21 protein-coding genes and 3 pseudogenes are annotated in these 25,741 nt (G+C 64.8%); 11 read left to right on the top strand and 13 right to left on the bottom strand.

Annotation, left to right across the window (positions count from 1 at the left end; translation table 11 throughout):
* Positions 1–8 precede the first annotated feature (8 nt).
* Entirely contained in the window at positions 9–767 is a 759-nt protein-coding gene (locus ACVWW3_RS38580; protein ID WP_247441150.1) for an ABC transporter substrate-binding protein, read from the bottom strand.
* Positions 768–948: 181 nt separating this feature from the next.
* Between ACVWW3_RS38580 and ACVWW3_RS38575 the strand changes: the two are divergent.
* Positions 949–1,606: pseudogene (locus ACVWW3_RS38575) on the top strand (helix-turn-helix domain-containing protein).
* A 271-nt stretch (positions 1,607–1,877) separates the two neighbouring features.
* On the opposite strand, the gene ACVWW3_RS38570 reads toward ACVWW3_RS38575, so the two are convergent.
* Positions 1,878–3,143: a D-amino acid dehydrogenase gene (locus tag ACVWW3_RS38570; RefSeq protein WP_456651238.1), complete on the bottom strand. Its 1,266-nt coding sequence runs from the start codon at positions 3,141–3,143 to the stop codon at positions 1,878–1,880.
* A 70-nt stretch (positions 3,144–3,213) separates the two neighbouring features.
* Complete coding sequence (locus ACVWW3_RS38565) at positions 3,214–4,548, bottom strand: aminotransferase class III-fold pyridoxal phosphate-dependent enzyme (protein WP_456672376.1); 1,335 nt, start codon at positions 4,546–4,548, stop codon at positions 3,214–3,216.
* Between the two features lie 161 nt (positions 4,549–4,709).
* On the opposite strand from ACVWW3_RS38565, the gene ACVWW3_RS38560 reads away from it, so the two are divergent.
* On the top strand, positions 4,710–5,258 hold the full coding sequence (locus ACVWW3_RS38560) for a cupin domain-containing protein (RefSeq protein ID WP_247348952.1): 549 nt from the start codon (positions 4,710–4,712) through the stop codon (positions 5,256–5,258).
* A gap of 140 nt (positions 5,259–5,398) precedes the next feature.
* Positions 5,399–5,551, top strand: coding sequence for a hypothetical protein (locus tag ACVWW3_RS38555; protein ID WP_247348953.1), 153 nt, complete (start codon positions 5,399–5,401; stop codon positions 5,549–5,551).
* 38 nt (positions 5,552–5,589) lie between these two features.
* Here ACVWW3_RS38555 and ACVWW3_RS38550 read toward each other — a convergent pair.
* From ACVWW3_RS38550 to ACVWW3_RS38540, 3 genes and pseudogenes are all read right to left on the bottom strand, one after another.
* Positions 5,590–7,856, bottom strand: a pseudogene (locus ACVWW3_RS38550) (xanthine dehydrogenase family protein molybdopterin-binding subunit).
* Positions 7,849–8,905, bottom strand: a pseudogene (locus ACVWW3_RS38545) (FAD binding domain-containing protein). The pseudogenes ACVWW3_RS38550 and ACVWW3_RS38545 overlap by 8 nt, the downstream one beginning before the upstream one ends.
* Complete coding sequence (locus tag ACVWW3_RS38540) at positions 8,902–9,399, bottom strand: (2Fe-2S)-binding protein (RefSeq protein WP_354106953.1); 498 nt, start codon at positions 9,397–9,399, stop codon at positions 8,902–8,904. The pseudogene ACVWW3_RS38545 and the gene ACVWW3_RS38540 overlap by 4 nt, the downstream one beginning before the upstream one ends.
* A 240-nt stretch (positions 9,400–9,639) precedes the next feature.
* Here ACVWW3_RS38540 and ACVWW3_RS38535 point away from each other — a divergent pair, with 240 nt between their 5' ends.
* A complete protein-coding gene (locus tag ACVWW3_RS38535) occupies positions 9,640–10,278 on the top strand; it encodes a TetR/AcrR family transcriptional regulator (protein WP_456652087.1) in 639 nt (212 codons plus the stop codon).
* Positions 10,279–10,330: 52 nt separating this feature from the next.
* Positions 10,331–10,738, top strand: coding sequence for a DUF4864 domain-containing protein (locus ACVWW3_RS38530; protein WP_456651241.1), 408 nt, complete (start codon positions 10,331–10,333; stop codon positions 10,736–10,738).
* On the opposite strand, the gene ACVWW3_RS38525 is transcribed toward ACVWW3_RS38530, so the two are convergent.
* A complete protein-coding gene (locus ACVWW3_RS38525) occupies positions 10,735–11,922 on the bottom strand; it encodes an MFS transporter (RefSeq protein WP_456651242.1) in 1,188 nt (395 codons plus the stop codon). The genes ACVWW3_RS38530 and ACVWW3_RS38525 overlap by 4 nt on opposite strands.
* Before the next feature lie 658 nt (positions 11,923–12,580).
* Here ACVWW3_RS38525 and flhA point away from each other — a divergent pair.
* Positions 12,581–14,722 carry a flagellar biosynthesis protein FlhA gene (gene flhA / locus ACVWW3_RS38520; protein WP_247441161.1) on the top strand — a complete coding sequence of 714 codons (2,142 nt, stop codon included), beginning with the start codon at positions 12,581–12,583 and terminating at the stop codon, positions 14,720–14,722.
* Positions 14,723–15,016: 294 nt separating this feature from the next.
* The gene (locus ACVWW3_RS38515; RefSeq protein WP_247348961.1) at positions 15,017–15,217 is read left to right on the top strand and encodes a hypothetical protein; all 201 of its coding nucleotides are present in this window, start codon (positions 15,017–15,019) and stop codon (positions 15,215–15,217) included.
* Positions 15,218–16,196: 979 nt separating this feature from the next.
* Here the strand turns inward: ACVWW3_RS38515 and ACVWW3_RS38510 are convergent.
* From ACVWW3_RS38510 to fliI, 6 genes are all read right to left on the bottom strand, one after another.
* Entirely contained in the window at positions 16,197–17,417 is a 1,221-nt protein-coding gene (locus tag ACVWW3_RS38510) for an NAD(P)/FAD-dependent oxidoreductase (RefSeq protein WP_456651243.1), read from the bottom strand.
* A gap of 141 nt (positions 17,418–17,558) precedes the next feature.
* Positions 17,559–18,518 carry an AraC family transcriptional regulator gene (locus ACVWW3_RS38505; RefSeq protein WP_456651244.1) on the bottom strand — a complete coding sequence of 320 codons (960 nt, stop codon included), beginning with the start codon at positions 18,516–18,518 and terminating at the stop codon, positions 17,559–17,561.
* Between the two features lie 157 nt (positions 18,519–18,675).
* A complete protein-coding gene (locus ACVWW3_RS38500; protein ID WP_456651245.1) occupies positions 18,676–19,740 on the bottom strand; it encodes an anti-sigma factor in 1,065 nt (354 codons plus the stop codon).
* A gap of 81 nt (positions 19,741–19,821) precedes the next feature.
* On the bottom strand, positions 19,822–20,367 hold the full coding sequence (locus ACVWW3_RS38495; RefSeq protein ID WP_247348965.1) for a sigma-70 family RNA polymerase sigma factor: 546 nt from the start codon (positions 20,365–20,367) through the stop codon (positions 19,822–19,824).
* 180 nt (positions 20,368–20,547) lie between these two features.
* Complete coding sequence (gene fliJ, locus ACVWW3_RS38490) at positions 20,548–20,967, bottom strand: flagellar export protein FliJ (RefSeq protein WP_007606301.1); 420 nt, start codon at positions 20,965–20,967, stop codon at positions 20,548–20,550.
* A 120-nt stretch (positions 20,968–21,087) separates the two neighbouring features.
* Positions 21,088–22,413, bottom strand: a complete 1,326-nt coding sequence (gene fliI / locus ACVWW3_RS38485) for a flagellar protein export ATPase FliI (protein WP_247348966.1) — start codon at positions 22,411–22,413, stop codon at positions 21,088–21,090.
* Positions 22,414–22,865: 452 nt separating this feature from the next.
* Here fliI and ctrA point away from each other — a divergent pair, with 452 nt between their 5' ends.
* From ctrA to ACVWW3_RS38465, 4 genes are all read left to right on the top strand, one after another.
* On the top strand, positions 22,866–23,567 hold the full coding sequence (gene ctrA / locus ACVWW3_RS38480; protein WP_007600544.1) for a response regulator transcription factor CtrA: 702 nt from the start codon (positions 22,866–22,868) through the stop codon (positions 23,565–23,567).
* 167 nt (positions 23,568–23,734) lie between these two features.
* Positions 23,735–24,139 (top strand): DUF350 domain-containing protein, encoded by a 405-nt coding sequence (locus tag ACVWW3_RS38475; protein ID WP_456651246.1) that lies wholly within the window; start codon positions 23,735–23,737, stop codon positions 24,137–24,139.
* A gap of 1 nt (position 24,140) precedes the next feature.
* The gene (locus tag ACVWW3_RS38470) at positions 24,141–24,542 is read left to right on the top strand and encodes a hypothetical protein (RefSeq protein WP_456651247.1); all 402 of its coding nucleotides are present in this window, start codon (positions 24,141–24,143) and stop codon (positions 24,540–24,542) included.
* Positions 24,543–24,545: 3 nt separating this feature from the next.
* On the top strand, positions 24,546–25,706 hold the full coding sequence (locus ACVWW3_RS38465; protein ID WP_456651248.1) for a glutathionylspermidine synthase family protein: 1,161 nt from the start codon (positions 24,546–24,548) through the stop codon (positions 25,704–25,706).
* The last annotated feature ends 35 nt before the right edge of the window (positions 25,707–25,741 follow it).

The following is a 25,741-nucleotide window of genomic DNA, read 5'->3' as shown; positions in this document are numbered from 1 at the left end:
TCTGTCGATCAGCCCTGTGCCTTCAGGCCCCATTTATCGAGGATCTTGTCGATGGTGCCGTTGGCCTTCAGCTTCGCGAGCGAGGCGTTGATCTTGCCGAGCAATGCTGTCTCGCCCTTGCGCACGCCGATGCCGACCGAACCGACAGTGACGGGCTTGTAGCCGTCGACGAGACGCACCTCGGGGAAACCGCCCTGCTTGAGATTATAGGCGAGGATCGGATAGTCGGCGTAGCCGGCCTTGAGGCGGCCGGTGTTCACGTCGCGCAGGATGTCGGGGATGGTGTCGTAGGCCTTGACGTCGGCGAACAGGCCGGACTTCTTCAGCGCGTCGACGAAGGCGGTGCCGACCTGGGCGCCGACCGTCTCGCCCTTCAGATCATCCTGCGTGGCGTAGGTCTTGGTGTCGCTCTTCGGCACCACGAGGCCTTCGCCATAAGTGTAGATCGGGTCGGAGAAGTCGACGACTTCCTTGCGCGGCGCCGTGATGAACATCGCGGCAGCGATGATGTCGATCTTGCTCGAAGTCAGCGACGGGATCAGCGTCGAGAATTGCATCGGCTCGATCTGCACGTTGAAGCCGGCATCCTTGCCCACTTCAGTGACGAGATCGACCATGATGCCCTGGATGGTATTGGTCTTGGTGTCGAGGAAGGTGAAAGGAATTCCAGTCGGCGTCGAGCCGACCTTCAGCACTTGCTGCGCCGAAGCCGGCAACATTGCTGCAATCGCGAGTGCCGCGACCGCGGCCAGACCAAAACGCTTCATCGCATTCCCCTTTGGGTCCGGCCGATGGCGGCGCTCGCGCGTGTCATAATCTCAGACGTTGCGGGCCAAGCCGTTTCGGCCTATTTTCACCAATATGAAAATTTGGTCACACTTTCACGACCGATGCAAGCGGTTTTCATGCACATGAAGGAAGCGGTTTGACGTGAGCGGTGGCAAAAGAATGCGCAGACCGGCCGCCGCAAAGCCGGCAAAGAAGGTGAAGGCCAAAAGCCAACACCAAGGCTATCGCCAAAGCGGCCGAGCCGGCGATGGACGTTGCGGTCGGGCGTCGTATTCGCGATCTCAGGCGCATCCGGCAATTCTCGCTCGAGACGGTCGCTTCGCGCACGGACCTGTCGATCGGCTTCCTCAGCCAGATCGAACGCGGCTTGTCGTCGCCGTCGCTGCGCGTGCTGGCGACGCTTTCCGACGTGCTCGGCGTCGGCATCGCGGCGCTGTTCGGCGCGAGCCCGAACGCCGACGGTGCATCCAACCAAATCGTCACGCGCGGGCTTCAGCGGCCCGAACTGAAACTCTGGCGCACCGGCGTGTCGAAGCAATTGCTGAGTCCGGCCGGTGCCGACAACCGGCTCAATCTGTTCCTGGTGCATCTGGAGCCCGGCGGCTCCACTGGTGATGAGCTCTACGCCCATGACGGCGAGGAAGCCGGCCTCGTGCTCGAAGGCGAGATGATGCTGACGGTGGACAGCGAGACATGGTCGCTGAAGACGGGCGACAGCTTTAGATTCGCGAGCCGGCGGCCGCACCGGTTTTCAAATCCGGCTGAGGATGCGAAAGCCGTGGTGCTGTGGGTGAATTGCGTGACGGGGGCGGGGTAGTTTCTTTTCGCTCCGCGAGCACGATCTCAGTCCCGTCATCCTGAGGTGCGAGCAAAGCGAGCCTCGAAGGATGCACGGCCCCGATAGAGCCGGGCCGTCGCCCTTCGAGGGCCGCTGAAGAAGCGGCCACCTCAGGGTGACGGTGATGGATGGAACACGCGGAGCCTCCACGCCGTCATTGCGAGCGAAGCAAAGCAATCCAGACTCTCACCGCGGAGACACTCTGGATTGCTTCGTCGCTTCGCTCCTCGCAATCACGAGAGGATAAGCTCTAGCCGAACCGATACTTGTATCGATCCACCGTCAACGCGCTGACATCGACGTCCGGCTTCTTGCCCGAGAGCATGTCCGCGAGCACGCGGCCGGAGCCGCAGGACATGGTCCAGCCGAGCGTGCCGTGGCCCGTGTTGAGATGGAGGTTGGCGTATTGCGTTGCCCCGATCACAGGCGGGCCGTCCGGTGTCATCGGCCGCAGACCGCTCCAGAACGTCGCCTTGGAGAGATCGCCGCCGCGCGGGAACAGATCGGTCAGCGAATGATCGAGCGTGGCGCGCCGCGCATCATAGAGCTGGCTCGAGAAGCCGGAGATTTCGGCGGTGCCACCGACGCGGATGCGATTTCCCAAACGGGTGATGGCCACTTTGTAGCTCTCGTCCATCACGGTGGATTCCGGTGCGCCGGAGGCGTCCTTGATCGGCACCGTGATCGAATAGCCCTTCACGGGATAGACCGGCAGCGAGATGCCGAGCGGCGCGACCAGACGCGACGACCAGCTTCCGAGCGCGAGGACATAGCTATCTGCCTGCAACATTCCGGCGCTGGTCGCGACACCGCTGACGCGCGCGCCGTCGGTGACGATGCGGTCGATACCGGTGTTGAACATGAAGCGCACGCCGAGCGCTTCGGCGTGCTTGGCCAGCGCCTGCGCGAACATGTGGCAGTCGCCGGTCTCGTCCTGCGGCAAGCGAAGTCCACCGGCGAACTTTTGCTTCACGCTCGCCAGAGCCGGCTCGACCGCGACGCAGCCCTCGCGGCTCAGCACCTCGTAAGGCACGCCATATTGCTTGAGCACGGCGATGTCCTCGCCAGTGCCGTCGAGCTGAGCCTGGTAGCGGAACAGCTGCAGCGTGCCCTGCGAGCGCTCGTCATACTGGATGCCGATGTCGCGGCGCAGGTCGCGCAGGCAATCGCGGCTGTACTCCGCGATCGGGATCATCCGGCTCTTGTTGATCGCGTAGCGCTCGCTGGTGCAGTTGCGCAGCATTTTAAGCAGCCAGACCCACATCACAGGGTCGAGCTTCGGCCGGATCACCAGCGGGCCGTGCTTCATCAGCAGCCATTTGACTGCCTTCACCGGTACGCCGGGGCCGGCCCAGGGCGACGAATAGCCGGGCGACACTTCGCCGGCGTTGGCAAAGGAGGTCTCGAGCGCCGGCTCGGGCTGACGGTCGACGACCGTTACCTCATGACCGGCACGCGCGAGGTAGTAGGCAGAGGTGACACCGATGACACCGCTGCCGAGGATCAAAACTTTCACGCTTCGTCAAACTCCCGCGGCATTACGCTCGCCGCTGCAAGAGGACACTCCGCAACGGCGAGAGCAATTATCAGGCCACCCGCTTGATGGCGTCGCCAAGGATCGAGACGATATCGTCGATGTGGCTCTTCTCGACGATCAGCGGCGGCGACAGCGCAAAGGAGTCGCCGCTCATGCGGAAGTACAGCCCGCGATTGAAGCAGTCGACCATGACATCGTAGCCACGCGCACCGACGGTGCCGTCACGCGACGACAGCTCGACCGCGCCCATCAGGCCGCAATTGCGGATGTCGACGACGTTGGGCAGGCCCTTCAGCGAATGCAGCGCATCGCGCCAGTATTCGGCGATCGACGCGCCGCGCGTCAGCAGGCCTTCGTCCTTGTAGATGTCGAGCGTGGCGATACCCGCGGCGCAGGCGACCGGATGCGCCGAATAAGTGTAGCCGTGGAACAGCTCCATCGCGTTCTCCGGGCCGACCATCAGGCCGTCATGCACCTTGCGGCTTGCGAACACCGCGCCGCAGGGAACGGTGCCGTTGGTGATGCCCTTGGCGGTCGTCATCATATCAGGCGTGACGCCGAAGAAGTTGGCTGCGAACGGGGTGCCGAGGCGGCCGAAGCCGGTGATGACCTCGTCGAAGATCAGGAGGATGCCGTGCTTGTCGCAGATCTCGCGCAGGCGCTGGAGATAGCCCTTCGGCGGCGGCAGCACCGCGGTCGAGCCCGGCACCGGCTCGACGATGACGGCGGCGATGGTCTCGGCTCCGTGCAAGGCCACCAGACGTTCGAGATCGTCGGCGAGCTCGGCGCCGTGTTCCGGCTGGTCCTTGGCGAAAGCGTTGCGGGTGAGATCGTGGGTGTGGCGGATGTGGTCGACGCCCGGCAGCAGGGTTGCGAAGGCGCGGCGGTTGGCGACCATGCCGCCGACCGAGGTGCCGCCGAAGCCGACGCCGTGATAGCCGCGCTCGCGGCCGATCAGGCGGGTGCGGCTCGCCTGACCGTTAGCCCGGTGATAGGCGAGCGCGATCTTCAGCGCGGTGTCGACCGACTCGGAGCCGGAATTGGTGAAGAAGATGCGGTCGAGGCCCTTGGGCGCGATCTCGGCGAGGCGCTCGGCGAAATCAAACGCCAGCGGATGGCCCATCTGGAACGACGGCGCGAAGTCCAGCGTCATCAGCTGCCGCTCGACCGCGGCGGCGATCTGCTTGCGGCCATGGCCGGCATTGACGCACCAGAGGCCGGCGGAGGCGTCGATCACCTTGCGGCCGTCCACGGTGGTGTAGTGCATGCCCTCGGCCGAGGAAAACAGGCGCGGCGCCTTCTTGAACTGCCGGTTGGCCGTGAACGGCATCCAGAACGAATCGGTCTTGATGGTGTTCGGAATCTGATTCTGATGAAGGGTCACGGGCCACGCTCCTTTGCTGACAGGATACCAGAGCCACGGCTGCGAAAGCGCAACAAGTCCTTTTCTGATGGCCGGCAAGCCATTGATTTGACTAGGGCTGCCGGGCCATATTTGCGCGATCCGCAACACCTGCAACACGGGACCAGGGCAAGGACCAGGACATGAGCGTCGATATCGGTGGACGGCTGCGATTTATCCGGGCGCGCCAGAAGCTGTCGCAGCGCGAGCTCGCCAAGCGTGCGGGCGTCACCAATTCGACGATCTCGCTGATCGAGTCCAACCAGATGAACCCGTCCGTGGGGGCGCTCAAGCGCATCCTCGACGGCATTCCGATGGGGCTCGCCGAGTTCTTCGCGCTGGAGCCGGAGAGCCGGCGCAAGATCTTCTATCGCTCGGAAGAGCTGACCGAGGTCGGCAAGAAGCCGATCTCTTATCGCCAGATCGGCGACAATCTGTTCGGCCGCAGCCTTCAGATCCTGAAGGAGCGCTACGAGCCTGGCGGCGACACCGGGCGCGTCCATCTTGTTCATGACGGCGAGGAAGGCGGCATCGTGATCTCCGGAAAGCTCGAAGTCACCGTCGAGGACGAGCGGCGCATCCTCAATCCTGGCGATGCCTATTATTTCGAGAGCCGTCGTCCGCATCGTTTTCGCTGCGTCGGCGGCAAACCGTGCGAAGTGATCTCGGCCTGCACACCGCCGACGTTTTGAAGCTATCCGCAATCCTACGGAGCCACCGGCATCTTACGGAGCTTGAGCCATCTCAATTTCCGCAGCCTGATCCTCTATATGTTTCGAGCCATAGCCAAGCAGCCTCCACTTTCCGGAGCCGCTTCGTAACAGGGCTCGCTATGAAGATCACGCTCGCAAATGCAGAGGCTGCACTCGATGAAGTGCAGCGCGATAGCGACAAGCTCCATTCGGAGGAGCTGCGCAAGGCCATCGCGAACTACATCGAGTCGCAGCGAGAAGCGCTCAAGGCTCTTCGCAAGAGGCTGCACTAGCACGCGGCGCAACGAGACGGCCTCGCCCGCCCGCGGCCTCAAAGCTTCGTCAGCAGCTCCTCGATCCGGATCGGGAAACGACGCACACGCACGCCGGTCGCATGCCAGACCGCGTTGGCGACCGCGCCTGCGCTGCCCGTGATGCCGATTTCGCCGACGCCCTTGATGCCGAGCGCGTTCACATGCGGATCGTGCTCCTCGACCATGACCACGTCGAGCGGCGGCACGTCGGCATTCACCGGGATGTGGTACTCGCCGAGATTGGCATTCATGATCCGGCCGCTGCGGCGGTCGGTGATGGCCTCCTCGTGCAGCGCGAACGACATGCCCCAGATCATCCCGCCGAACAGCTGGCTCTGCACCATGCGCGGATTGACGATACGCCCCGCGGCGAAGGCGCCGACCATGCGGGTGACGCGGACCTGGCCGAGTTCGGGATCGACTCAGCCTTTACCTCCGCGAACACGGCGCCATGGGCGTGCATCGCATACTCCTCCATCGCCGCCGGATTCGGCGCGCCGGTGCCGCGCGCCTCGACCTCGGCAACGCCGGCGCGCGCGAGAATCTCGGAATAGCCCTCGCCGCGGCTTTCGTCGTCGCGTCGGATCAGCCTGCCATCGCGCGCGATCACGCCGGCATTGCCGGCACCGAACAGCGGCGAGCGCTCATCGTTGGTGGCGAGATCGGCGAGCTTTGCGATCACGGCCGCGCCGGCGCTGTGGATTGCAGCACCTGCGGTCGCCGTATGCGCGGAGCCACCGGCAATGCCGGCATCGGGCAGGTCGGATGAACCCGCCTTGAACTCGACGCGGTCGATATCAAGCCCGAGTTCGTCGGCCGCGATCTGCGCGAGCGCCGTCCAGGCGCCCTGCCCCATGTCATGCGCGCCGATCTCCATCGCGCCGGAGCCGTCGCGGCGAAGCACCGCACGCGCTTCGGCCTGGAACATCAGCGCCGGGAAGGTCGCGGTGCCCATGCCCCAGCCGACCAGGAGGCCGGCATCGTCGCGCGTCTGCCGCGGCTGAAGCGGTCGCTTCGCCCAGCGGAACCGCGCCGCGCCCTGCTCGTAACAGGCGCGCAGCGCCTTGGACGAGAACGGCTTGCCGGTGATCGGCTCGACCTCGGCATAATTCTTCAGGCGGAAGGCGAGCGGATCGATGCCGCAGGCCCAAGCCATCTCGTCGATCGCGCTCTCCAGCGCGATCGATCCGGTCGCCTCGCCGGGCGCGCGCATGAATAGCGGCGTGCCTGTGTTGACGCGCACGGCGTCGTGCGAGGTGCGGATTGCAGGCGCTGCATAGAGCGTGTGCGAGGCATCCGCCGCGGGCTCGTAAAAATCGTCGAACGTGCTCGACACGGTCCTCGCATGGTGATCGAGCGCGGTCAGGCGCCCCTCGCCGTCGGCGCCGATGCGCAGCCGCTGCCGCGTCGGCGCGCGATGACCGACCGGGCCGTACATCTGCTCGCGGCGCAGCACCAGCTTGACCGGTTTGCCGACGAGCTTTGCCGCCATGATGCCGAGGACCGGAGGACCAGCCATGAGCCCCTTCGAGCCGAAGCCGCCGCCGAGGAACGGGCTGCGGATGTGGATCTTGTCGTGTGCGATGCCGAACAACTCGGCAACACGCGCAAGCGACAGCATGAGACCCTGGGTCGGCATGTCGATCTGCAGACTGTCGCCATCCCAGCTTGCCACGATCGCATGCGGCTCCATCGCGTTGTGATATTGCGGCGGCGTTTCGTAAACCGCGTCGATCCGCTTCTCGGCCGCGGCAAGGCCGGCCTCGACATCGCCGCGATGATTTTCGGTCGGGTTGCCGACGCCGACGACCGGCGGCACGAAGCTCTCGCCTGCATCGAGACCGACGAGCGCGGGCAGCGTCTCATAGCGCGGTGCCAGCAACGCCGCGCCTTCCGTGGCGGCCTCCAGCGTTTCGGCGATCACGACGGCGATCGGCTGGTTGGCGTAGCGGACCTCATTGCTCTGCAACACCTCCATCCGGAATACGAATGGATTGGTCTTGATCTCGGGGTCGATCGCGAGCTCAGGCTTGTGGTCTGATGTCATGACATCGATGACGCCGGGATGGCGCTTGGCAGCAGTGACATCGAGCGACGTCACGTGGCCGCGCGAAATGCTGGCGACGGCCATCACCGCAAACAGCATGCCGGACGGATGATTGTCTGCGGCGTAGGTGGCTTGCCCCTTGACCTTGAGGACCCCGTCGCGGCGGGTCAGAGGCCGGCCGATATTCGAGCCGTGGCGCAGATGAGCAGGCGCGCTGGTGAGATTTAGCTCAGGCATGAATGGCTCCGGACGTCGAGGCAAAGGGAGAGGCCGGCAGCGCGGGGATACGCGCGGGCGTACCGGCAGTGGCGAGGGTCAGCGCGCGCACGACGATGCGGCGCGCGAGCTCGATCTTGAAGGCGTTGTCGCCCGACGGCTTTGCGTCGGCGAGCGCGCGCCGGGCGGCTTCCTGGAAAGCGTCCACCGTAGGCGCAACGTTTCTAAGCACGTCCTCCGCGGCGCGGGCGCGCCAGGGCTTTGCGGCGACGCCGCCGAGCGCAAGCCGCGCCTCCATGATCTTGCCGTTCTCGATCTGCAGCGCAGCCGCAGCGGAGACGACGGCGAAGGCGTAGGAGGTTCTATCGCGGACCTTGAGATAGCGCGCATGCGCGGCAAAGCCGCGGGCCGTGGGCGGCAAACGCACCGCGACGATGAGGTCGCCGGGCTCGAGTGCGGATTCACGCTCGGGCGTATCGCCCGGCAGACGGTGCAGTTCGTCGAGCGCGATCTCGCGCCGCCCGTTCCTGCCCTCGATCTCGACGACGGCGTCAAGCGCGACCAGCGGTACGCAAAAGTCGGACGGATGCGTGGCGATGCAGTTTTCGCTCCAGCCAAGCACGGCGTGGGTGCGATTCTCGCCATCGCGCGCGTCGCAGCCGCTTGCCGGCCTCGCGCTTGTTGCAGCGGCTGGCCGTGTCGTAAAAATAAGCGCAGCGCGTCCTTTGCAGCAGATTGCCGCCGACGCTCGCCGCATTGCGCAGCTGCGCCGATGCGCCGGAGAGCAGCGCTTCAGCGACGGCCGGATAGGACCTTGCAAAGTCCGCGTCATGCGCGAGATCAGCATTGCCCACCAATGCGCCGATACGCACACCACCGTCGGCGAGGCGCTCGATCTGATCGAGCCCGTCGAGATGCGTGACGTCGACCAGACGATCCGGACGGCTGACGCCGCCCTTCATCAGATCGAGCAGATTGGTGCCGGCAGCGAGATAGGCCGCACCCGGCTGCGCGGCGGCAGCGACGGCCTCGGCGACCGTGACAGGCCTGACGTAATCAAATTGCTTCATGCGGAGCGCCTCTGATTGGATTCGTCCATACCCGCCTGGGCGTCGAGCACGGCATCGACAATGCCGGCATAGGCGCCGCAGCGGCACAGATTGCCGCTCATGCATTCACGGATGCGCTCGGGATCGTTGCCGGCCTGCGCCTCGCTCATCATGCCGATGGCGCTCATGATTTGGCCGGGCGTGCAGAAGCCGCACTGAAAACCGTCATGGGCGATGAAGGCGGCCTGCACGGGATGAAGCTGGTCGCCGCGCGCGACGCCTTCGATGGTGAGAATATCGGCGCCGTCATGGCTGATGGCAAGCGCGAGGCAGGAGTTGATGCGCTTGCCGTCGACGAGAATGGTGCAGGCGCCGCATTGGCCGCGGTCGCATCCCTTCTTGGTTCCGGTCAGATGCAGGCGCTCACGCAGGAGATCGAGCAGCGTGACGCGCGGATCGTCGAGGACGAATTCGCGCCGCGCACCGTTCACGGTGAGGCTGATGGAGTGGTTCATACAAGGCTCCGATCAGATAGGACATGAGTGATCGCGCGGCGCGCCACCGCCGTGGCCGCCGTCGATACGCGCCGCCCGAACATTATCCGAGCCAACGTCTTTCGGCAAAGATACGGAGGCAGCCTCCGCTTAACAAGGGCCGGCAGGAAATATTTGGAATTCGTCAAAAGCCCGTGCGCATCAACGCGATGCAGCTAGCCAAGGGTTCAATCTAACCAATTCGTGATCTACATTGCGTGGATGGACGAGCACACCGCCCAGATCCGGAAGCCCCGCGCCGATGCCCTGCGCAATCGCGAGCGCGTGCTCGAGGCGGCGAAAGCCGTGTTCAATGCGGGCGGCCCCGAGGCGAGCCTGGAGGCCGTCGCAAAACGCGCCGGCGTCGGCATCGGCACGCTCTATCGCCATTTCCCAACGCGCGAGGATTTGTTCGAGGCGGTGTACCGGCGCGAGGTCGAACACCTCAGCGAGCTTGCCGAGCAGTTGAAGAATGCGAAGGACCCGGTCGATGCGCTGCGGCGCTGGCTGCGCTCCAACGTCGAATTCGTTGCCACTAAAAAGGGCATGTCGGCCGCGCTGGCGCTGACGTTCCAGAGTTCGTCGGACCTGGCTGCCTTCTCGATGGACCGTCTGACCAAGGCAATCGGCTCGCTGCTCGACCGCGCGGTCGCGGCGGGCCAGATGCGCAGCGACGTCAGTCCGGAGGACCTGCTGCGGGCCCTCGTCGGCATGTGCTACATGCACGATCAGCCCGGCTGGCAATCCTCGGTGCTGCGGATGCTCGACGTGTTCGTCGACGGCTTGCGCGTGCAGCCGGTCGCGAAAGCCAAGGCGCCCGCCGCCAAAGCGGCGAAGCCGGTCGCGAAACGGAAGCGATAGCTGCGCAGATGTGCTAGGATCGGCGCCGCCGGATATCAACGCGGAGCCTGTCATGCGCATCGCCGCCTTGCTCGTCTGTCTCATTGTCGCCTTCAGCTCTGTCTCGGCACGCGCCGACGATGTCGCAACGGGGCAGGGCGTGATTCGCGCCCAGGAGCAGGCGTTCGGCCGCGGCGATGCGGCAGCCGCCTATTCCTACGCCGCCCCGGCGGTCAGGGAGTTATTCCCCGCGCCCGATATCTTCATGTCCATGGTGCAAAACGGCTACGCGCCGGTTTACCGGCACAAGAGCTTTGAATTCGGTGACAGCAAGAGCGAGGGCAATTCGATTTCCCAGCGCGTTCACATCGTCGATGCCGATGGCGAAGCCTGGGAGGCGCTCTACACGCTCGAACAACAGGGCGACGGCAGCTACAAGATCACCGGCTGCTCGCTGCTGAAGGCAGGGCGAGAGGTTTAGGTTGCGAAACCCGGTCTCGTCCTGACCGCGTTCATCCGCGACCGGATCAGGAGCGTCAGAACGATGCCGATATTGAGCGCGTTCCACGCCACGCCGTTCGCGAACGCTGCGGCGTAGGAGCCGGTGGCATCGAAGATCATCCCGGACACCCAGCCGCCGAAGGACATGCCGAACACCGAGGCGAAGATCACGATGCCGACGCGCGTTGCGGCCTGGCTCGCCGGCATCGCCTCACGCACGATGATGGCGTAGCTCGGTACGATGCCGCCCTGGAACAGGCCGAACATCGCGGAGATCAGGTAGAGAGAGGCGAGGCTGTCGAAGAACAAATAGAACACCAGCGCAAAGCCTTGCGCCAATGCTCCGATCAGCAACGTGGGGATGCCGCCGATCTTGTCGGCAAGGAAGCCCGAGCCGATCCGGCTGACGATGCCACAGGCCATCATCAACGACAGCATCTCGGCGCCGCGTGCCACGCCGTAGCCGAGATCGCCGCAATAGGCGACGATATGCACCTGCGGCATCGCCATCGCCACGCAGCAGGAGATGCTGGCGATCGAGAGCAGCACCGTCAGCGTGTTGGTCGAAAGCTTGAGATCGACCCGCGGCGGCGGAGCATTGGCATGATTGCGCACCTTGTCGTCGCCCATCTGCGTGCGCAGGACCAGCACCAGGATGGTCATCAAGCTCACGCAGACGAGGCCGATGCCGATATGCGTGTAGCGCCAGCCGATCGTCTGCATGCCCCAATTCACCATCGGCGGCCACATCGTGCCGGCGACGTAGTTGCCGCTCGCAACGATGGTCACGGCAAGGCCGCGATAGCGCTCGAACCAGTGCGAGGCCTCAGCCATCAGGGGCGCGAAGGTTGCGGAGGTGCCGAGCCCGATCAGGAAATACGCCGCCACGAACTGCCAGAGCTGGGTCGACAGACCCGCGAGCACATTGGCGACGCCGAGGAAAGCGATGCTGATCGCCATCGCCCACACGATGCCGAAGCGATCCGTGATCTTGCCGGCGATCACGCCGCCAAGCCCGAAGCCGAACATCATGAGAGTGAACGCCAGCGACACCGCGCCGCGCGTGGCGGCGAATTCGGTCTGCACCGCGGGAATCATGACCACGATGGCCCACATGCCGACGCCGCCGATCGAGCCGATCAGAAGCGCAATGACGAGGCGCATCCAGGCCTGACGGGAATCAGGGCTGAATGTCTCAGGCGTTTGTCCTGAATGATTTGGTGCGTGCACGGGCGGACCATGGTCGCGGATCACCACAGGGTCAAGCATTGTGGCGCGATATTGGGCATGCACGGTGCACTGCGGTAAGAAGGAGCTTGGCGAACGCACGGCTGCCATTAATTTGCAATCAGCGCGTGGCATCAGAAGATGCAGACGAGCCATATGCATGGCGATTCCTCGCACGACCATGCGGGGCACATGCGCATCACCAGACCGCCGCGCAGGACGCGCCCGCTCCGCATCATCACCACGGTAAGGCTACGTCAGGACGAGCGCGCATCTGCGCGCGGACCTCTGGTCTTCAAACAGATCAGGGATGAATTGCCCGGGCTTGTCCGGACCAGCCCGGGGCATGACGATTTTCGTCCCTGACCTGCCGCGAAATACCCCGGTCCGGCCTCCTGCCGCACCCTCTGTTAACACTTTGCTAACCATACACCCGGCAAGAATTGCCGAGTGGAGTCGAGTGTCGTCAGCCGCGTAGAACGGGGAGTTCCCTGTGGACGCCAGTGCGGTGCCTCACTTTCGGAACGGCGGCCCTTCGGCCGCCGCGCAGACGTTTGGGGCGCGCGGACGGCAGTCGCGCGGAGAGGCAGCTACCATGGTCGATGTCACCGCGGGACAGGGCGCAGGCAGCACGAATGCCGGCTTCCCCACCCTTGCCGAGATCGGCAACATCCTCAGGCGCGGCGATATCGCGCTGGCGCTCGGCGTCCTCACCATCCTGGTGGTGCTGATCCTGCCGCTGCCCGCGATCGTGCTGGACCTGTTCCTGGCGATCTCGATCACGCTTTCGATCCTGATCCTGATGACGTCGCTGTTCATCCAGACGCCGCTGGAATTCTCCGCCTTCCCGACTGTCCTGCTGATCTCGACCATGTTGCGGCTGTCGCTCAACATGGCCTCGACCCGCCTGATCCTGTCGCACGGGCATGAGGGCACGGACGCGGCCGGTCACGTCATCGAGGCCTTCGGCAGCTTCGTGATGGGCGGCAATTTCGTCATCGGCATCATCGTGTTCGCCATCCTGATCATCGTCAACTTCGTCGTCATCACCAAGGGTTCGGGCCGTATCGCCGAAGTCGCGGCCCGCTTCCACCTTGACGCCATGCCCGGCAAGCAGATGGCGATCGACGCCGATCTCTCCGCCGGCCTGATCGACGAGAAGGTCGCCAAGGAGCGGCGCAAGGAACTGGAGGACGAGAGCGGCTTCTTCGGTGCCATGGACGGCGCCTCCAAGTTCGTCCGCGGCGATGCCATCGCCGGCCTCTTGATCGTCTTCATCAACGTCGTCGGCGGCATGATCATCGGCGTGGCGCAGCAGGGCCTCTCCTTTGCCGACGCCGGCCGCAGCTACACGCTGCTGACCGTCGGTGACGGCCTCGTCACCCAGGTGCCGGCGCTGATCGTTTCGACCGCTGCGGGCCTGCTCGTCTCCAAGGCCGGCGTTTCCGGCGCCGCCGACAAGGCGCTGATGAAGCAGTTCTCCGGCTATCCGCAGGCGCTCGCGATGTCCTCGGCGGTCATGCTGGTGCTGGCCGCGCTGCCGGGCATTCCGACCATCCCCTTCCTGGCGCTCGGCGCCGGCGCCGGCGCACTTGCCTGGAACGCGCGCAACCGCAAGCGGGCGACCGCCAAGGCCGACGAAGCCGCCAAAGCTGCGCCCGCGCCGGGAACGCCGGGCGCATCGGGCTCCGCTGCGGCGGAGGAGCCGATCTCCTCGGCGTTGAAGATCGACGACCTCAAGATCGAGCTCGGCTATGCCCTGCTGCCGCTCGTCAACGGCCCCGACGGCACCGACCGCCTCACCGAGCAGATCAAGGCGCTGCGCCGCTCGCTCGCGATCGAGATGGGCTTTGTGATGCCGGCCGTGCGCATCCTCGACAACGTCCAGCTCGAAGCCAACACCTACATCATCAAGATCAAGGAGGTCGACGCCGGCACCGGCAAGATCTGGCCAAACCAGTTCATGGTCATGGATCCCGGCGGCAGCCAGGTGCAGGTGCCCGGCATCCACACCACCGAGCCGACCTTCGGCCTGCCCGCGACCTGGGTCGATGCCAGCCTCAAGGAGGAGGCCTCGCTCAAGGGCTACACTGTCGTCGACGCCGCGACCGTGCTCTCGACCCATCTCACCGAGTTGCTCAAAGCCAACATGTCGGACCTGCTCTCTTATGGCGAGGTGCAGAAGCTGCTCAAGGAGCTGCCGAAGGAGCAGGGCGAGCTGGTCAAGGATATCGTGCCGGGACAGGTCACGGTCTCCGGCATCCAGCGCGTGCTGCAGCTGCTGCTCGCCGAGCGCATCTCGATCCGCGACCTCTCGACCATCCTCGAAGGCATCGCCGACTCGCTCGCCTTCTCGCGCAATCCCGCCACCATGGTCGAACACGTCCGCGCCCGTCTGGCACGGCAGATCTGTGCGCAGAACACCTCCTACAACGGCTACCTGCCGCTGATTGCGCTGTCGGCCCGTTGGGAGCAAGCCTTTGCCGAATCCATTATCGGCCAAGGCGAAGAGCGCAGCCTCGCGATGCAGCCCTCAAAGCTGTCGGAGTTCATGACCGGCGTGCGCGAGGCCTTCGAGCGGGCCGCGCGCGAAGGCGAGGCCCCGGTGCTGGTTACCTCTGCGGCAATTCGTCCCTTCGTGCGCTCCCTGGTCGAGCGGTTCCGTGCCCAGACGACGGTGCTGTCGCAGGCCGAAATCCACCCCCGGGCGAGGTTGAAAACAGTCGGAAGCATCTGATTTGCCTTAAGAAGCCGTGTGTTTTTTGGCCACAGGCAAATGGTTTTTTAGTTTCGGGCGCCTTGTCGACGAACGGCTGGCAAGGCACCGGACAGATACATTACCGCTTTGAAATAATTGCGAAATCGCACGAACAAGGGCCGTTTTTGATCGCGGTTCTTCACGTCTTGTCACGCTCTTGTGATCGCCTCTTGGGAACGAATCCGCCCAATACTAGGTTGTTGGGCACCGGGAGTATGAACCTGTCCAAACAAGCGGGCGACTACTTCGGGTAGATGGCGGCAGGAGCCTTCCATGAACCACTCGATTTACAGCGCAGATCGGTCGACCCACCTCAAGATCGTGGTCGTTGCGCTTGTCGCCGGCATCGTGGTGGCGGGTCTCGGCATCACGGCGCGTACGAGTTCAGACGAAGGCCTGACCCAGACCGCGCGCGTCATGAAGGCCGGCAAGCCGGTCGCTATCACCAGCTCGAACGTTTCGCTCGTTCGCTAAGGAGATTTGAGTTTCAGGAATTCACGCGGCTCTTTATCAGCCCCCCAAAGTCGCCACGTGGATATGTAGACGACCCCAACCCCAAGTCGACTACAGAAAGCGCCCGCCCCCCACGGGCGCTTTCTCATGTCTGGAGGTACCTCCGTCGCGTGACTGAATTCATCTCTCCTGTCCCGGACGCGCTGCAGCGTTCTTACGCTGCTGCGCAGAGCCGGGACCCAGAAGGCCACGCAAACCGCAAATGCATGGGCCCCGGCTCTGCAGCGCATCACTTCGTGCTGCGCAGCGTCCGGGGCACGAGACCTCTCTTCAGTAGACACACCTTCGCCCTCTCGCGGCGCATTTCGCCCGAGCTTTGCTTCATCGCCTTGCCCTCGATTGAGGGCGCAGGGAAGACCGGGTGCCGGCTGGCACCCGCGGTCCACTGTGCGAAGTTGTCGTAAGAAAATTGCACAGCGGCATACAGGTGAAGCCAAACAACCGGCCTTCCCTGCGCAGCGGTTTTACGGCTTATGCCGTGCTCTCCTCGGGGAGCGATGCACTATTGCCCCCGTCGCCTTGCGGATGGCTGATGTGCGGACCCGGTTGGGCCGCCACATCACCGCAAGACTTGGCGCACAGACCCCGGGCGCCAGGACCACACGATTTTGCCGTACGCCGATCACACCGGTCGTGTGCGCGAGGCCTTCGCTCACGGTTGCCCGCCCTGCGAAGCCGTTCGCACCGATGTTATCAGCGTCCGCCGCCGTCCGGCCCGCGTTCGTGACGATCGCGATACGCCCCTCTTCCTTGGGCCGGAGTGAGGCGAGATATGCGCCGTTTCCGAATTTCGGTAAAGTGGAATATTATCGGCGATGGTGTTGACCCACCGCTGGCGTGTTTTGCCCGTCGCGCAACGCAAGGGCTTGTAGATGCAGTAACGGGCTGGCCATGACGGAGGTGCCCGGCCGTCGTTCGCTGACCCGCCACCGATCAGATACTACCGCGCCCCATAGGTCGGCGGCGGCGCCTGCACGGTTGGCGCTGCCGCAGCGAAGAGCTCGTCCTTGCGCCCGGTGAGCGGCGGATAGATGCGCTTGCGGTTGATGGTCTGTTTGGTTGCCTTCGCGGCCGCGCCTGTGCTGCGCACCTCTCGGTCCCACCCCTCGGTATAGAGCGCGCCCCAGCCGCCGAGATCGAGCACGGTCACGTACCAGTCGATGCGCAGCGGCAGCATCGGCAGGCCTGCGAGATCGGCGACGACATTGTGGCCGGCAAAGCGGCCCATGGGGCGGGCGAACTGGCAGGACATCACGGTCGGATGCAAGCCATCGACCACGCTCGAGGCGACGTCGCCGGCGGCGAACACACCGCCGACATCCGCAACCCGCAACAGGGGATCGACGAGAAGGCGCCCGAGGCGATCGCGTGCGTCCGGAAAGCTCGCCGCCAGGGGGCTCGCGCGCATCCCGGCACACCAGATCACCGTCCGCGTCGGAATGAACTCGCCCGAGTTCAGGCGCAGGCCGGCGGCCTCGACGGATACGACGCGGACGCCGAGCCGTGTCTCGACGTCGAGCGAGGCCAACGCCGTCTCGATCACGGGACGCGCGTGCGCGCCGATGGTGGCGCCCACCGCCGGATTGGGATCGACGAGGATGATACGGCGGCTGCCGGTGATGCCGGCGCGCGCCAGCCTGTCGGGCATCTCGGCCGCGACCTCGATGCCGGTGAAGCCGGCGCCGACCACGACGACCGTCGAGCGCCCCGGCGAAGGCGCGCTGCGTCCGAGCGAAGTGAGATGATCCTCGAGGCGGAGCGCCGCAGGATAGGTGTCGACATCGAAAGCATGCTCGACAAGGCCGGGAATGGCGGGACGCATCACTTCGCTGCCGAGCGCCAGCACCAGCCGGTCGTAAGCCAGCGTCTCGTCGCCGCTACCCGTGACCAGCGAAATCTCGCGCCGGGCCGGATCGATGGCTTCGACCTCGCCGATCCCGTGACGGACGCCGATCGGATCGAGCAGTTGCGATAGCGGAAGCGCGACCTCGCTGAGGTCGGCCTCGTAATTGCGAACGCGGATGTTGTGATAGGGATTGCGATCGACGACACAGATCTCGATGTCACGACCGGCCGCACCGATCTCGTCGCGCTTGCGTGCGGCACCGATGGCCGCCCACAGACCTGCAAACCCGGCGCCGAGCACGACAATACGCGCCATGTCCGTTGACTGCATTCCCAAGAGAGCGCCGACGAAGCGACGAACGATCAAGCCGTCTGACCATTCAGACAGGTATAGCTCATCCGGCCGGGCGGACCAACTGCGGTGGCACCGGCGCGCAGCACAAATTCTCAGCGCGGCTCAGGCCTCGCGCAGTTCCGACGGCGTCGCGCCAAAGCGCTTGCGGAAGGCACGGTTGAAATAGGACAGATCGGAGAAGCCTGATGAGTGCGCGATGTCGCTGATCTTGCGGGCCCTGGCGCGAGGATCGCCGAGCAGCTTGCGCGCTTGCAGCAGGCGCTGCTCCAGCACGAATTCGGTAAAGGTCGTTCCGGCCTGCTCGAACAGGCGCTGTGCCTGGCGCGGGCTCAGGCCGGAGCGCGTGGCGATCTCGGACAGGCAGAGATCGTTGCGGCCAAGCGCAGCCATCACGTCGGCGCGCATGAGATCGAGGCGGGCCGCCGCCTGCCCGCGGCCGCGCGCGAGACTTGCATGTTCGGCGTCGGTGCCGAGCAGGAGGCCGACGAGATCGACCATGTGCTGCGCGGTGAGGCGCTGGCCGACGGCATCGAGATGCGGCGCCTGATGGGCGGCAAGGGAATGGTAGCGGAAGATCGTCTCGGCGACCGCGCCGTCCGAGAGCACTTGCGACAGCTTGTCCTCGGCGCGCGGATTGATCTCGAGCAGCGCGCGACGCGGCATGCGGATGGTGGTGAAGCGATCTTCGTCGGTATGGCCGACGGTGCCGGTGATGCCCATGTCGACGAGCACCATCTGCGCGGGCGCAAGCTCCACGGCATGGCCGTTCTGCCCGACGCGGACGAGGCCCGCATGGCCCGCGATCAGGACGAGATCGTCGCTGCCGTCGGCAAGGTGGCTCTGGGTGCGTGAATATTGCGCGGAGGCACCTTCGGGAATGGCGAGCGCGATATTATCGACCACGCTGACCTGGAGCCGGCAATCGATGCTGTCGCCCCGGCTCGGCCCGATATCCAGGCCGCAGCAACCGAAGGTCCGCTCGTGCCAATGCTCGAAGGCCGGGCCGTGTGGCAGCCCTGCATATTGGTGAACGAAGATGCCCGACGTTTTCGCTGCATCCATCTGATTTCTCGCCCCTCTCCGGCACCATGATCGGCGGCGCCGACTGCAAATTCCGGGCATTTGACGCGGCGAAATGCGCAGAGGTTCAAATCGAGGGCGGATTCGGCGGGACTTGTCGGGATGCGACGGCGGGACGGACCGTGGCGACAGCGCGCGTCTACTTCTTCGCGGGCGCCTGCGGCTGGGACGGCGGCACGGTCTCGATCAGCTTGCCGGAAAATACCGGCGCCGAGGTCGGCTGCCCGTTGGGCGAGCCGCCCGTCTGCTCGACAGTGACGGCGTAGGTCGCGCCGTTGACGACGTCGGCATCGTACGAACCGAGCACCGGTCGTGCGGTGAAATCGCCTGCGCCGATCACGCCCAGCGAGCGCGGGCCCGGCAGCCTGTCGGAGATCAGCCAGAGCTCGAAACTCTTGCCGGGCTCCGGCGTCGCGCCGACCTTGCGCACGGTAAAATTCCTGGACGCACCGTCGATGGTGAGGATGAAGGCGGGACCGCCGCCCTGGCCCTGCAACAGCGCGACGTATTGCGACGAAGGCGGAAGCGACGCCGGTGTCTTCACCTCGACCGTCTGGATGCGCACGGGCGGACGCAAGCCGCCCGGCAGCGCCTCGGGCCGGAATATCTGAAGCGACAGCGTCACGAGCAGCGCGGCCGCGAGTGCACCGACGGCGGATGCGATGGTGCGCCAGCGCTTCACACGGCCCTCGAGCCGGATCACATTGCTGTTGTCGGCGACCGGCGCCGGCGGCACACGCGCGACCTGCGGGTCTGGCGCATGGACCTGCGGCATGAATATCGGCACGACGTCGGGAATCGCATCGCGCTCGGAGCGCGCCGTTTCGCCCTGCTCCGCTTCGGGAGGCTGCGGCCCCGGTTGTTGCATATCCTGCGACGGCAGCTCCGGAGGCACGGTGTCGAGCGAGGAAAATTCCGGCACAGGTGGTGGTAGCGGCGGCGCGACGTCCTGCAACGCCGGCGGCTCCTGCGCAAAGTCCGTCCGCGCGAGCTCGGACCTGATGTTCTCCCACACGATCGGACGCGGCTCGATCGAGCCGACCATCTGGTTGAGCACGCCGATCCGGTACGCCCACGCCTGCACGATCTCGGCGAACGCCTTGTCCACCGCCATCATGGTCTCGACCTGCGCGCGCTCGTCGGCGTCGAGCGTACCGAGCGCATATTCCGCGGCGAGCGCGATATGGTCCTCCGTATAGGCCATCACTTGCGGTCCAGACCCACCCTCACAGTATGAGCTCTCATAGCCCAAGCCCTCATAGCCCAAGCCTCATAGTCCAAGCCCTCATAGTCCAAGACATGCGCGAATATCCAACATGCTGCGGCGGAGCCACGTCTTCACCGTGTTGACGGGCACCGCGAATTTCTCCGCCAATTGCTCGCGGCTCCAGCCGTTGTAATAGGCGAGAAGCACGAGCCTCTGACGGTCCGGCTCGAGCCGGCCGATACATTCCAGGAGCCGCTTCAATTCCTCGGTCATCTCCCTCCGCGCCAGCGGATCGGGGCTGTCGCCTGCGACTTCCATCGCCTGCGGCTCTTCCTCGATGGAGACTTCCGTCTTCTTGCGCACGATGTCGATGGCGCGGTTGCGCGCGATCGACGCCATCCACGTAATCGGCGACGACAGAGCGGGATTGAACTGGCCGGCGCTGTTCCAGATCTTGACGTAGGTCTCCTGAATGACCTCCTCTGCGATATCCTGTCGGCGTAAGATACGGAGCACGACGCCAAAGAGTTTCGCGCGCGTGGCGACGTAGAGGCGTTCGAACGCGGCCTGATCGCCCTGCGCTACCGCCCCAATCAGCCCGACCAGCTCTGCTGGCGTCAGCATTCGGCCCCCCAATGCGCGGCCCGTCGCGTTCCGCGCAGGCTCTGGCACTCCGCCACCATAGCGCGCGACAAAGCCGACCACCAAGGGGGCGCGTCGCCGCGCTGTGGACAGCACATGCGAAAACCCGGCCCTTGCGGGTCCGGGTTCTGCAAAATTCTCGCAGGTCTGGCGGCTAGCGCCTCAGGCAACGGCGCCCATGCGGGCACGCATCAGGCCGATGCTGTCGAGGTCGGCCTGCTCGCGGGCGTTTTCCTCGGCGCGTTCGCGGGCCTGGTCCCGCTCGTCAAGGAGCTCGACCTTCTTCAGTTCCTCAAAGGCTTCGGCCAGCGCGGCCTTGGCTTCGTCGAGCTGGCCCTTCAGCTCGTCGGCCGAACGGGTCAGGTTCTCGCGGCGCTGGATCGCCGCCTTGGCATAGGTCGGATAGGCGAAGTGCGAGGGATCGTTGATCCCGGCACGCTCCTGCTCGGTCGAGATCTCGCGTTCGAGATCGGTCGACATCCGCTGGAAGTCGGCAATCATGGTCTCGATCTGGGTGACCCGGCGGCGCTTCTCGTCGACCTGAAATTTCTTCAGGCGAATGAGGGTATCACGTGACTTCATCGACTCGTACTCCCCAGAAGTCCCTAGCTGCACGTGGGACAACACCGGTCTCCCCACGGGCCCGACTGGGGCCAAGACCGGCTCTGCTACTCTGTGGGATGGGATGATGACGGGACAAAGTTAGCGTTCCGTTTCCAAATTGCCGAGGATTAGCGCCAACTGGCGGTAGCCGTCCGCCAGTGATGCATTTTCGTCCTTGCGCTGGCGCAGGAAGGCCTCCAGCGGCTCGTGCAGGCGGATCGCCTCGTCGACCTCGGGGCTGGAGCCGGCGCGGTACGCGCCCAGCCGGATCAATTCCTCCATGTCGGCATAGGTCGCCATCACCTGGCGCGCCCGCTGGATGGTCGGCCAGAATTGCGGGTCGGCCGATTTCGGCATGGTGCGGGAGACGGATTTGAGGATGTTGATGGCGGGGTAGCGGCCGCGCTCGGCGATTGAGCGCTGCATCACGATGTGGCCGTCGAGGATGCCGCGGACGGCATCCGCGATCGGCTCGTTATGGTCGTCGCCGTCGACCAGCACGGTGAAGATCGCGGTGATGGCGCCCTCGCCCAGGCCCGGTCCGGCGCGCTCCAGAAGCTTCGGCAGCTCGGTGAACACGGTCGGCGTGTAGCCCTTGGCGGTCGGCGGTTCGCCGGCGGACAGACCGATCTCGCGCTGAGCCATGGCAAAGCGCGTCACCGAATCCATCAGGCACAGGACGTCCTGCTCCTCGTCGCGAAAATATTCGGCGACCGCGAGCGTGAGATACGCGGCCTGGCGACGCATCAGCGCCGGCTCGTCGGAGGTCGCGACCACGACGACGGAGCGCGCCAAGCCCTCCTCTCCGAGGTCGTCCTGCAAGAACTCCTGCACCTCGCGGCCACGTTCGCCGATCAGTCCGATGACGCTGACCGCGGCATCGACATTGCGCGCGAGCATCGACAGCAGCACCGATTTGCCGACGCCGGAACCTGCGAAGATGCCCATGCGCTGGCCGCGGCAACAGGTGAGAAAGGTGTTCATCGCGCGCACGCCGAGATCGAGCGGCGCGCCGACGCGCTTGCGCGAGTGCGCCGGCGGCGGCGAATTGCGGTACGGCATTGGCGCCGGGCCCTGCGGCAGCGGCCCCTTGCCGTCGATCGGCTCGCCCAGTGCATTGACGACGCGGCCGAGCCAGGCCGCGCAAGGCCGCACCTGATTTGCGGAATTGGCGATGACGGCCTTGCAGCCGCGCCGCACGCCGTCGAGGCCGGCGAACGGCATCACGACGGCATTGTTGCCGGAGAAGCCGATCACCTCGCAGGGGATGGAACGGTTGCCGCCGGTCTCGATCACGAGCCGCGCGCCGACCGACATCGCGTGGATCGGGCCGGCCACCTCGACCATCAGGCCGCGCACGCCGACCACACGGCCATAAATATTGACGCCGTCGATATCGCCGATCTGTTCGGCCAGCGCCTTCATTCGGCAAGAGCTTTCATTAAGAGAGTGCCTTCATAAGAGGGCCTTGATGGGGTGATCGCCTGCGTGATCCCGGGGGTGTTCGTGGCGAAAACCTTAAATTTCGCCATATTTCTGAACGGCGCTTAACTTCGTGTTTACCCGCATCGTTAATCATTGCGTCACTGTCTTTGTGACTGAGCGTGACTCCCCTTCAGAAGAAGGTTGAGTCGCGGGAGTCGGTTAGGCCCGTCTCTTAAAGTGGAACTTGAACGCAACCGGATAACGAAAGCTGCTTCGCGCACAAGACCTTAGGGCGATTCGACCAAAATTGCATCTACAGGGCTTGCGTTCCAGAATCAGAATTTGTTAACCATCTGTTGTCAGGATCCGAATCAGTTGTTCAAAGGCGTTTTGTTGTGTGCCGCGAATGCGGCCGACCTGACGCCCAGGAGCGGCGACTATGGGGAACTGGCATGCGCGTTTTGCTGATTGAAGATGACAGCGCCGTCGCGCAGTCGATCGAGCTGATGCTGAAGTCTGAGAGCTTCAACGTCTACACGACCGATTTGGGGGAAGAAGGCGTCGATCTCGGTAAATTATACGATTACGACATTATCCTTCTCGACCTCAACCTGCCCGACATGTCCGGCTACGACGTGCTCAAGCAGCTCCGGGTCTCCAAGATCAAGACACCAATTCTGATTCTCTCCGGCCTCGCCGGCATCGAGGACAAGGTCAAGGGTCTCGGCGTCGGCGCCGACGACTACATGACCAAGCCCTTCCACAAGGACGAGCTGGTTGCCCGCATCCACGCGATCGTGCGCCGTTCCAAGGGCCACGCCCAGTCGGTCATCCAGACCGGCGACCTCGTCGTCAACCTCGACACCAAGACTGTCGAAGTCGGCGGCCAGCGCGTGCATCTGACCGGTAAGGAATACCAGATGCTGGAGCTGCTCTCGCTCCGCAAGGGTACGACCCTCACCAAGGAAATGTTCCTCAACCACCTCTACGGCGGCATGGACGAGCCGGAGCTGAAGATCATCGACGTCTTCATCTGCAAGCTCCGCAAGAAGCTCGCGAATGCCTCGGAAGGCCGCAACTTCATCGAGACCGTGTGGGGCCGCGGCTACGTGCTGCGCGAGCCGCACGAGGTCGAAGAGCGCATTCCCGCCTGATCAGTTTACGTCGCAAGCCCCAGGGGCTTGCTCCTCCCAGCCTGGACCCCGCCGCAAATGGCGGGGTTTTTGTTTTTTGAGGACACGAACGCGGCCTCATCGTCCGCCCGCCATTGAACCGCTATCCTTCCCCCGCCGACGAATGGTCGCTGCACGATGGGGGAACGATGATCCTGCAATCACTGGCCGGCTTGCCCGCCTTCCTGGTCTATTTCTGCACTGGGCTGGTCGCGATCGTGGCGTATCTGTTCGTCTACACCCGCATCACGGCGCACAACGAATTCCAGCTGATCCGCGACAACGATCCGGCTGCCGCGATCGCGCTCGGCCTCAGCCTGCTGGGCTTCGTGGCGCCGCTGGTTAGCGCCATCGCGCATTCGGCCAATGTGCTGGACTGCCTGATCTGGGCGATGATCGGGCTGATCGTTCAGATCGTCGTGTTCTTTCTGGTGAAGGTGCCGGTGCCGAACCTGTCGGCGCGGATCGCCGCCGGCGAACTCGCGCCCGCGATCTGGCTCGGGCTGTCGTCGCTCGCCGCGGGCCTGCTCAACGCCGCCTGCATGATCTACTGACATGGCCGACAAGCCCTCCAAAAAGGAGTTCGGCAAACGCCGGCCGGCGGCGGGACCGCCGCCTCCGCAACAGCCGGGGAAGCGCTCCGGCCATGTCGCGCTGCTGGTGATGGGCACGATCGCGGTCGGCGCCGCCGCCTACACGCTGATACCGCGGCAGAATTGCGAGCCCTCTGCTCCCGGGGCGACAGTCCCCGGAGCCGCGCCGGTGCAGGCAAGCGCCGCGTGCAGCAGCAGAAGCGGTTCGTCAGGCGGCGGCTCGCGCTGGTCGTCGCGATCGAGTTTCTTCAGCAGCGACTCCTCGAGCCATTCCTCGTCGGGAACGTCGTCCGATTCAGGCTCCGGCGGCGTGAGCCGCGGCGGCTTCGGCTCGTTTGGTCACGGCTTTTCGGGTGGCGGCTGATCCATGCGACGCATCGTCTGCCCCGAGCGCGACGACTGGCGGCAGACTGCCGAACAATACGGCTTCGCCTTCCACACCATCGACGGCGAGCGCTATTGGGACGAGCGCGCCTACTACGCCTTCACGCTCGACGAGATCGAGCGCGGCATCGAGACGCCGACCGGCGAGATCGACGCGATGTGCCTGGAGCTTGCCGGCCGCGTGATCGGCGACGAGCGCCATCTGCAGCGCTTGAAGATACCGGACGCGTTCTGGAGCTTGATCGCCGAAAGCTGGGCACGAGACGACCGCAGCCTCTATGGCCGGCTCGATCTGAAATTCGACGGCAAGGGGCCGGCAAAGCTGCTCGAATACAACGCGGATACGCCGACCTCGATTTTCGAAGCCGCGGTGTTTCAATGGACCTGGCTCGAACAGGCGATCGATCGCCAAATCATCCCGTCACGCGCTGACCAGTTCAACTCCATCCACGAGCGGCTGATCGAAGCGTGGAAGCAGATTGCCGCAGGCCGCCATGTCCATCTCACCGGCACCACAGGCAATGACGAGGACGCCGGCACGCTCGCCTATCTCGAAGACACGGCGCGCCAGGCGGGACTGACGACCACACTGCTCGACATCGAGGCGATCGGCTGGCGCGACCAGGCCGGCGGCTTCGTCGATATCGACGGCCGCGACATAGCGCTCGCCTTCAAGCTCTATCCCTGGGAATGGATGTTCCACGACGCCTTCGGCGCGAAGCTCAAGGACGCAACGACGCGCTGGATCGAACCGCCGTGGAAGGCGGTGCTCTCCAACAAGGGCATCCTGCCGCTGCTCTGGGAGATGTTTCCGAACCATCCCCATCTGCTGCCGGCCTTCTTCGAGGACGATCCGCGGGCGGCCGAGCTCGGAAGCTCCTATGTGCGCAAGCCGCTGCTGTCGCGCGAAGGCGCCAATGTCACGCTGGTGTCTGGCGGCATGCCGCTCGACGAGCAGGCCGGCCCTTACGGCGCCGAAGGATTTGTGCGGCAGGCATTGTCACCGCTGCCGAATTTTTCAGGCTTCTATCCGGTGGTGGGAAGCTGGCTGGTGAATCACGAACCCTGCGGCCTGTCGATCCGCGAGGATGAAAGCCCGATCACCGGCAACGGCTCGCGGTTTCTGCCGCATGCGATTTTGTGAGTTACGCTCTTCCCCCTCACCTTGTGGGGACAAGG

This window comes from Bradyrhizobium sp. LM2.9 (assembly GCF_054056555.1).
The sequence above is the reverse complement of the archived record's forward strand: the minus strand, read 5'-3'. Positions and strand labels throughout refer to the sequence as shown.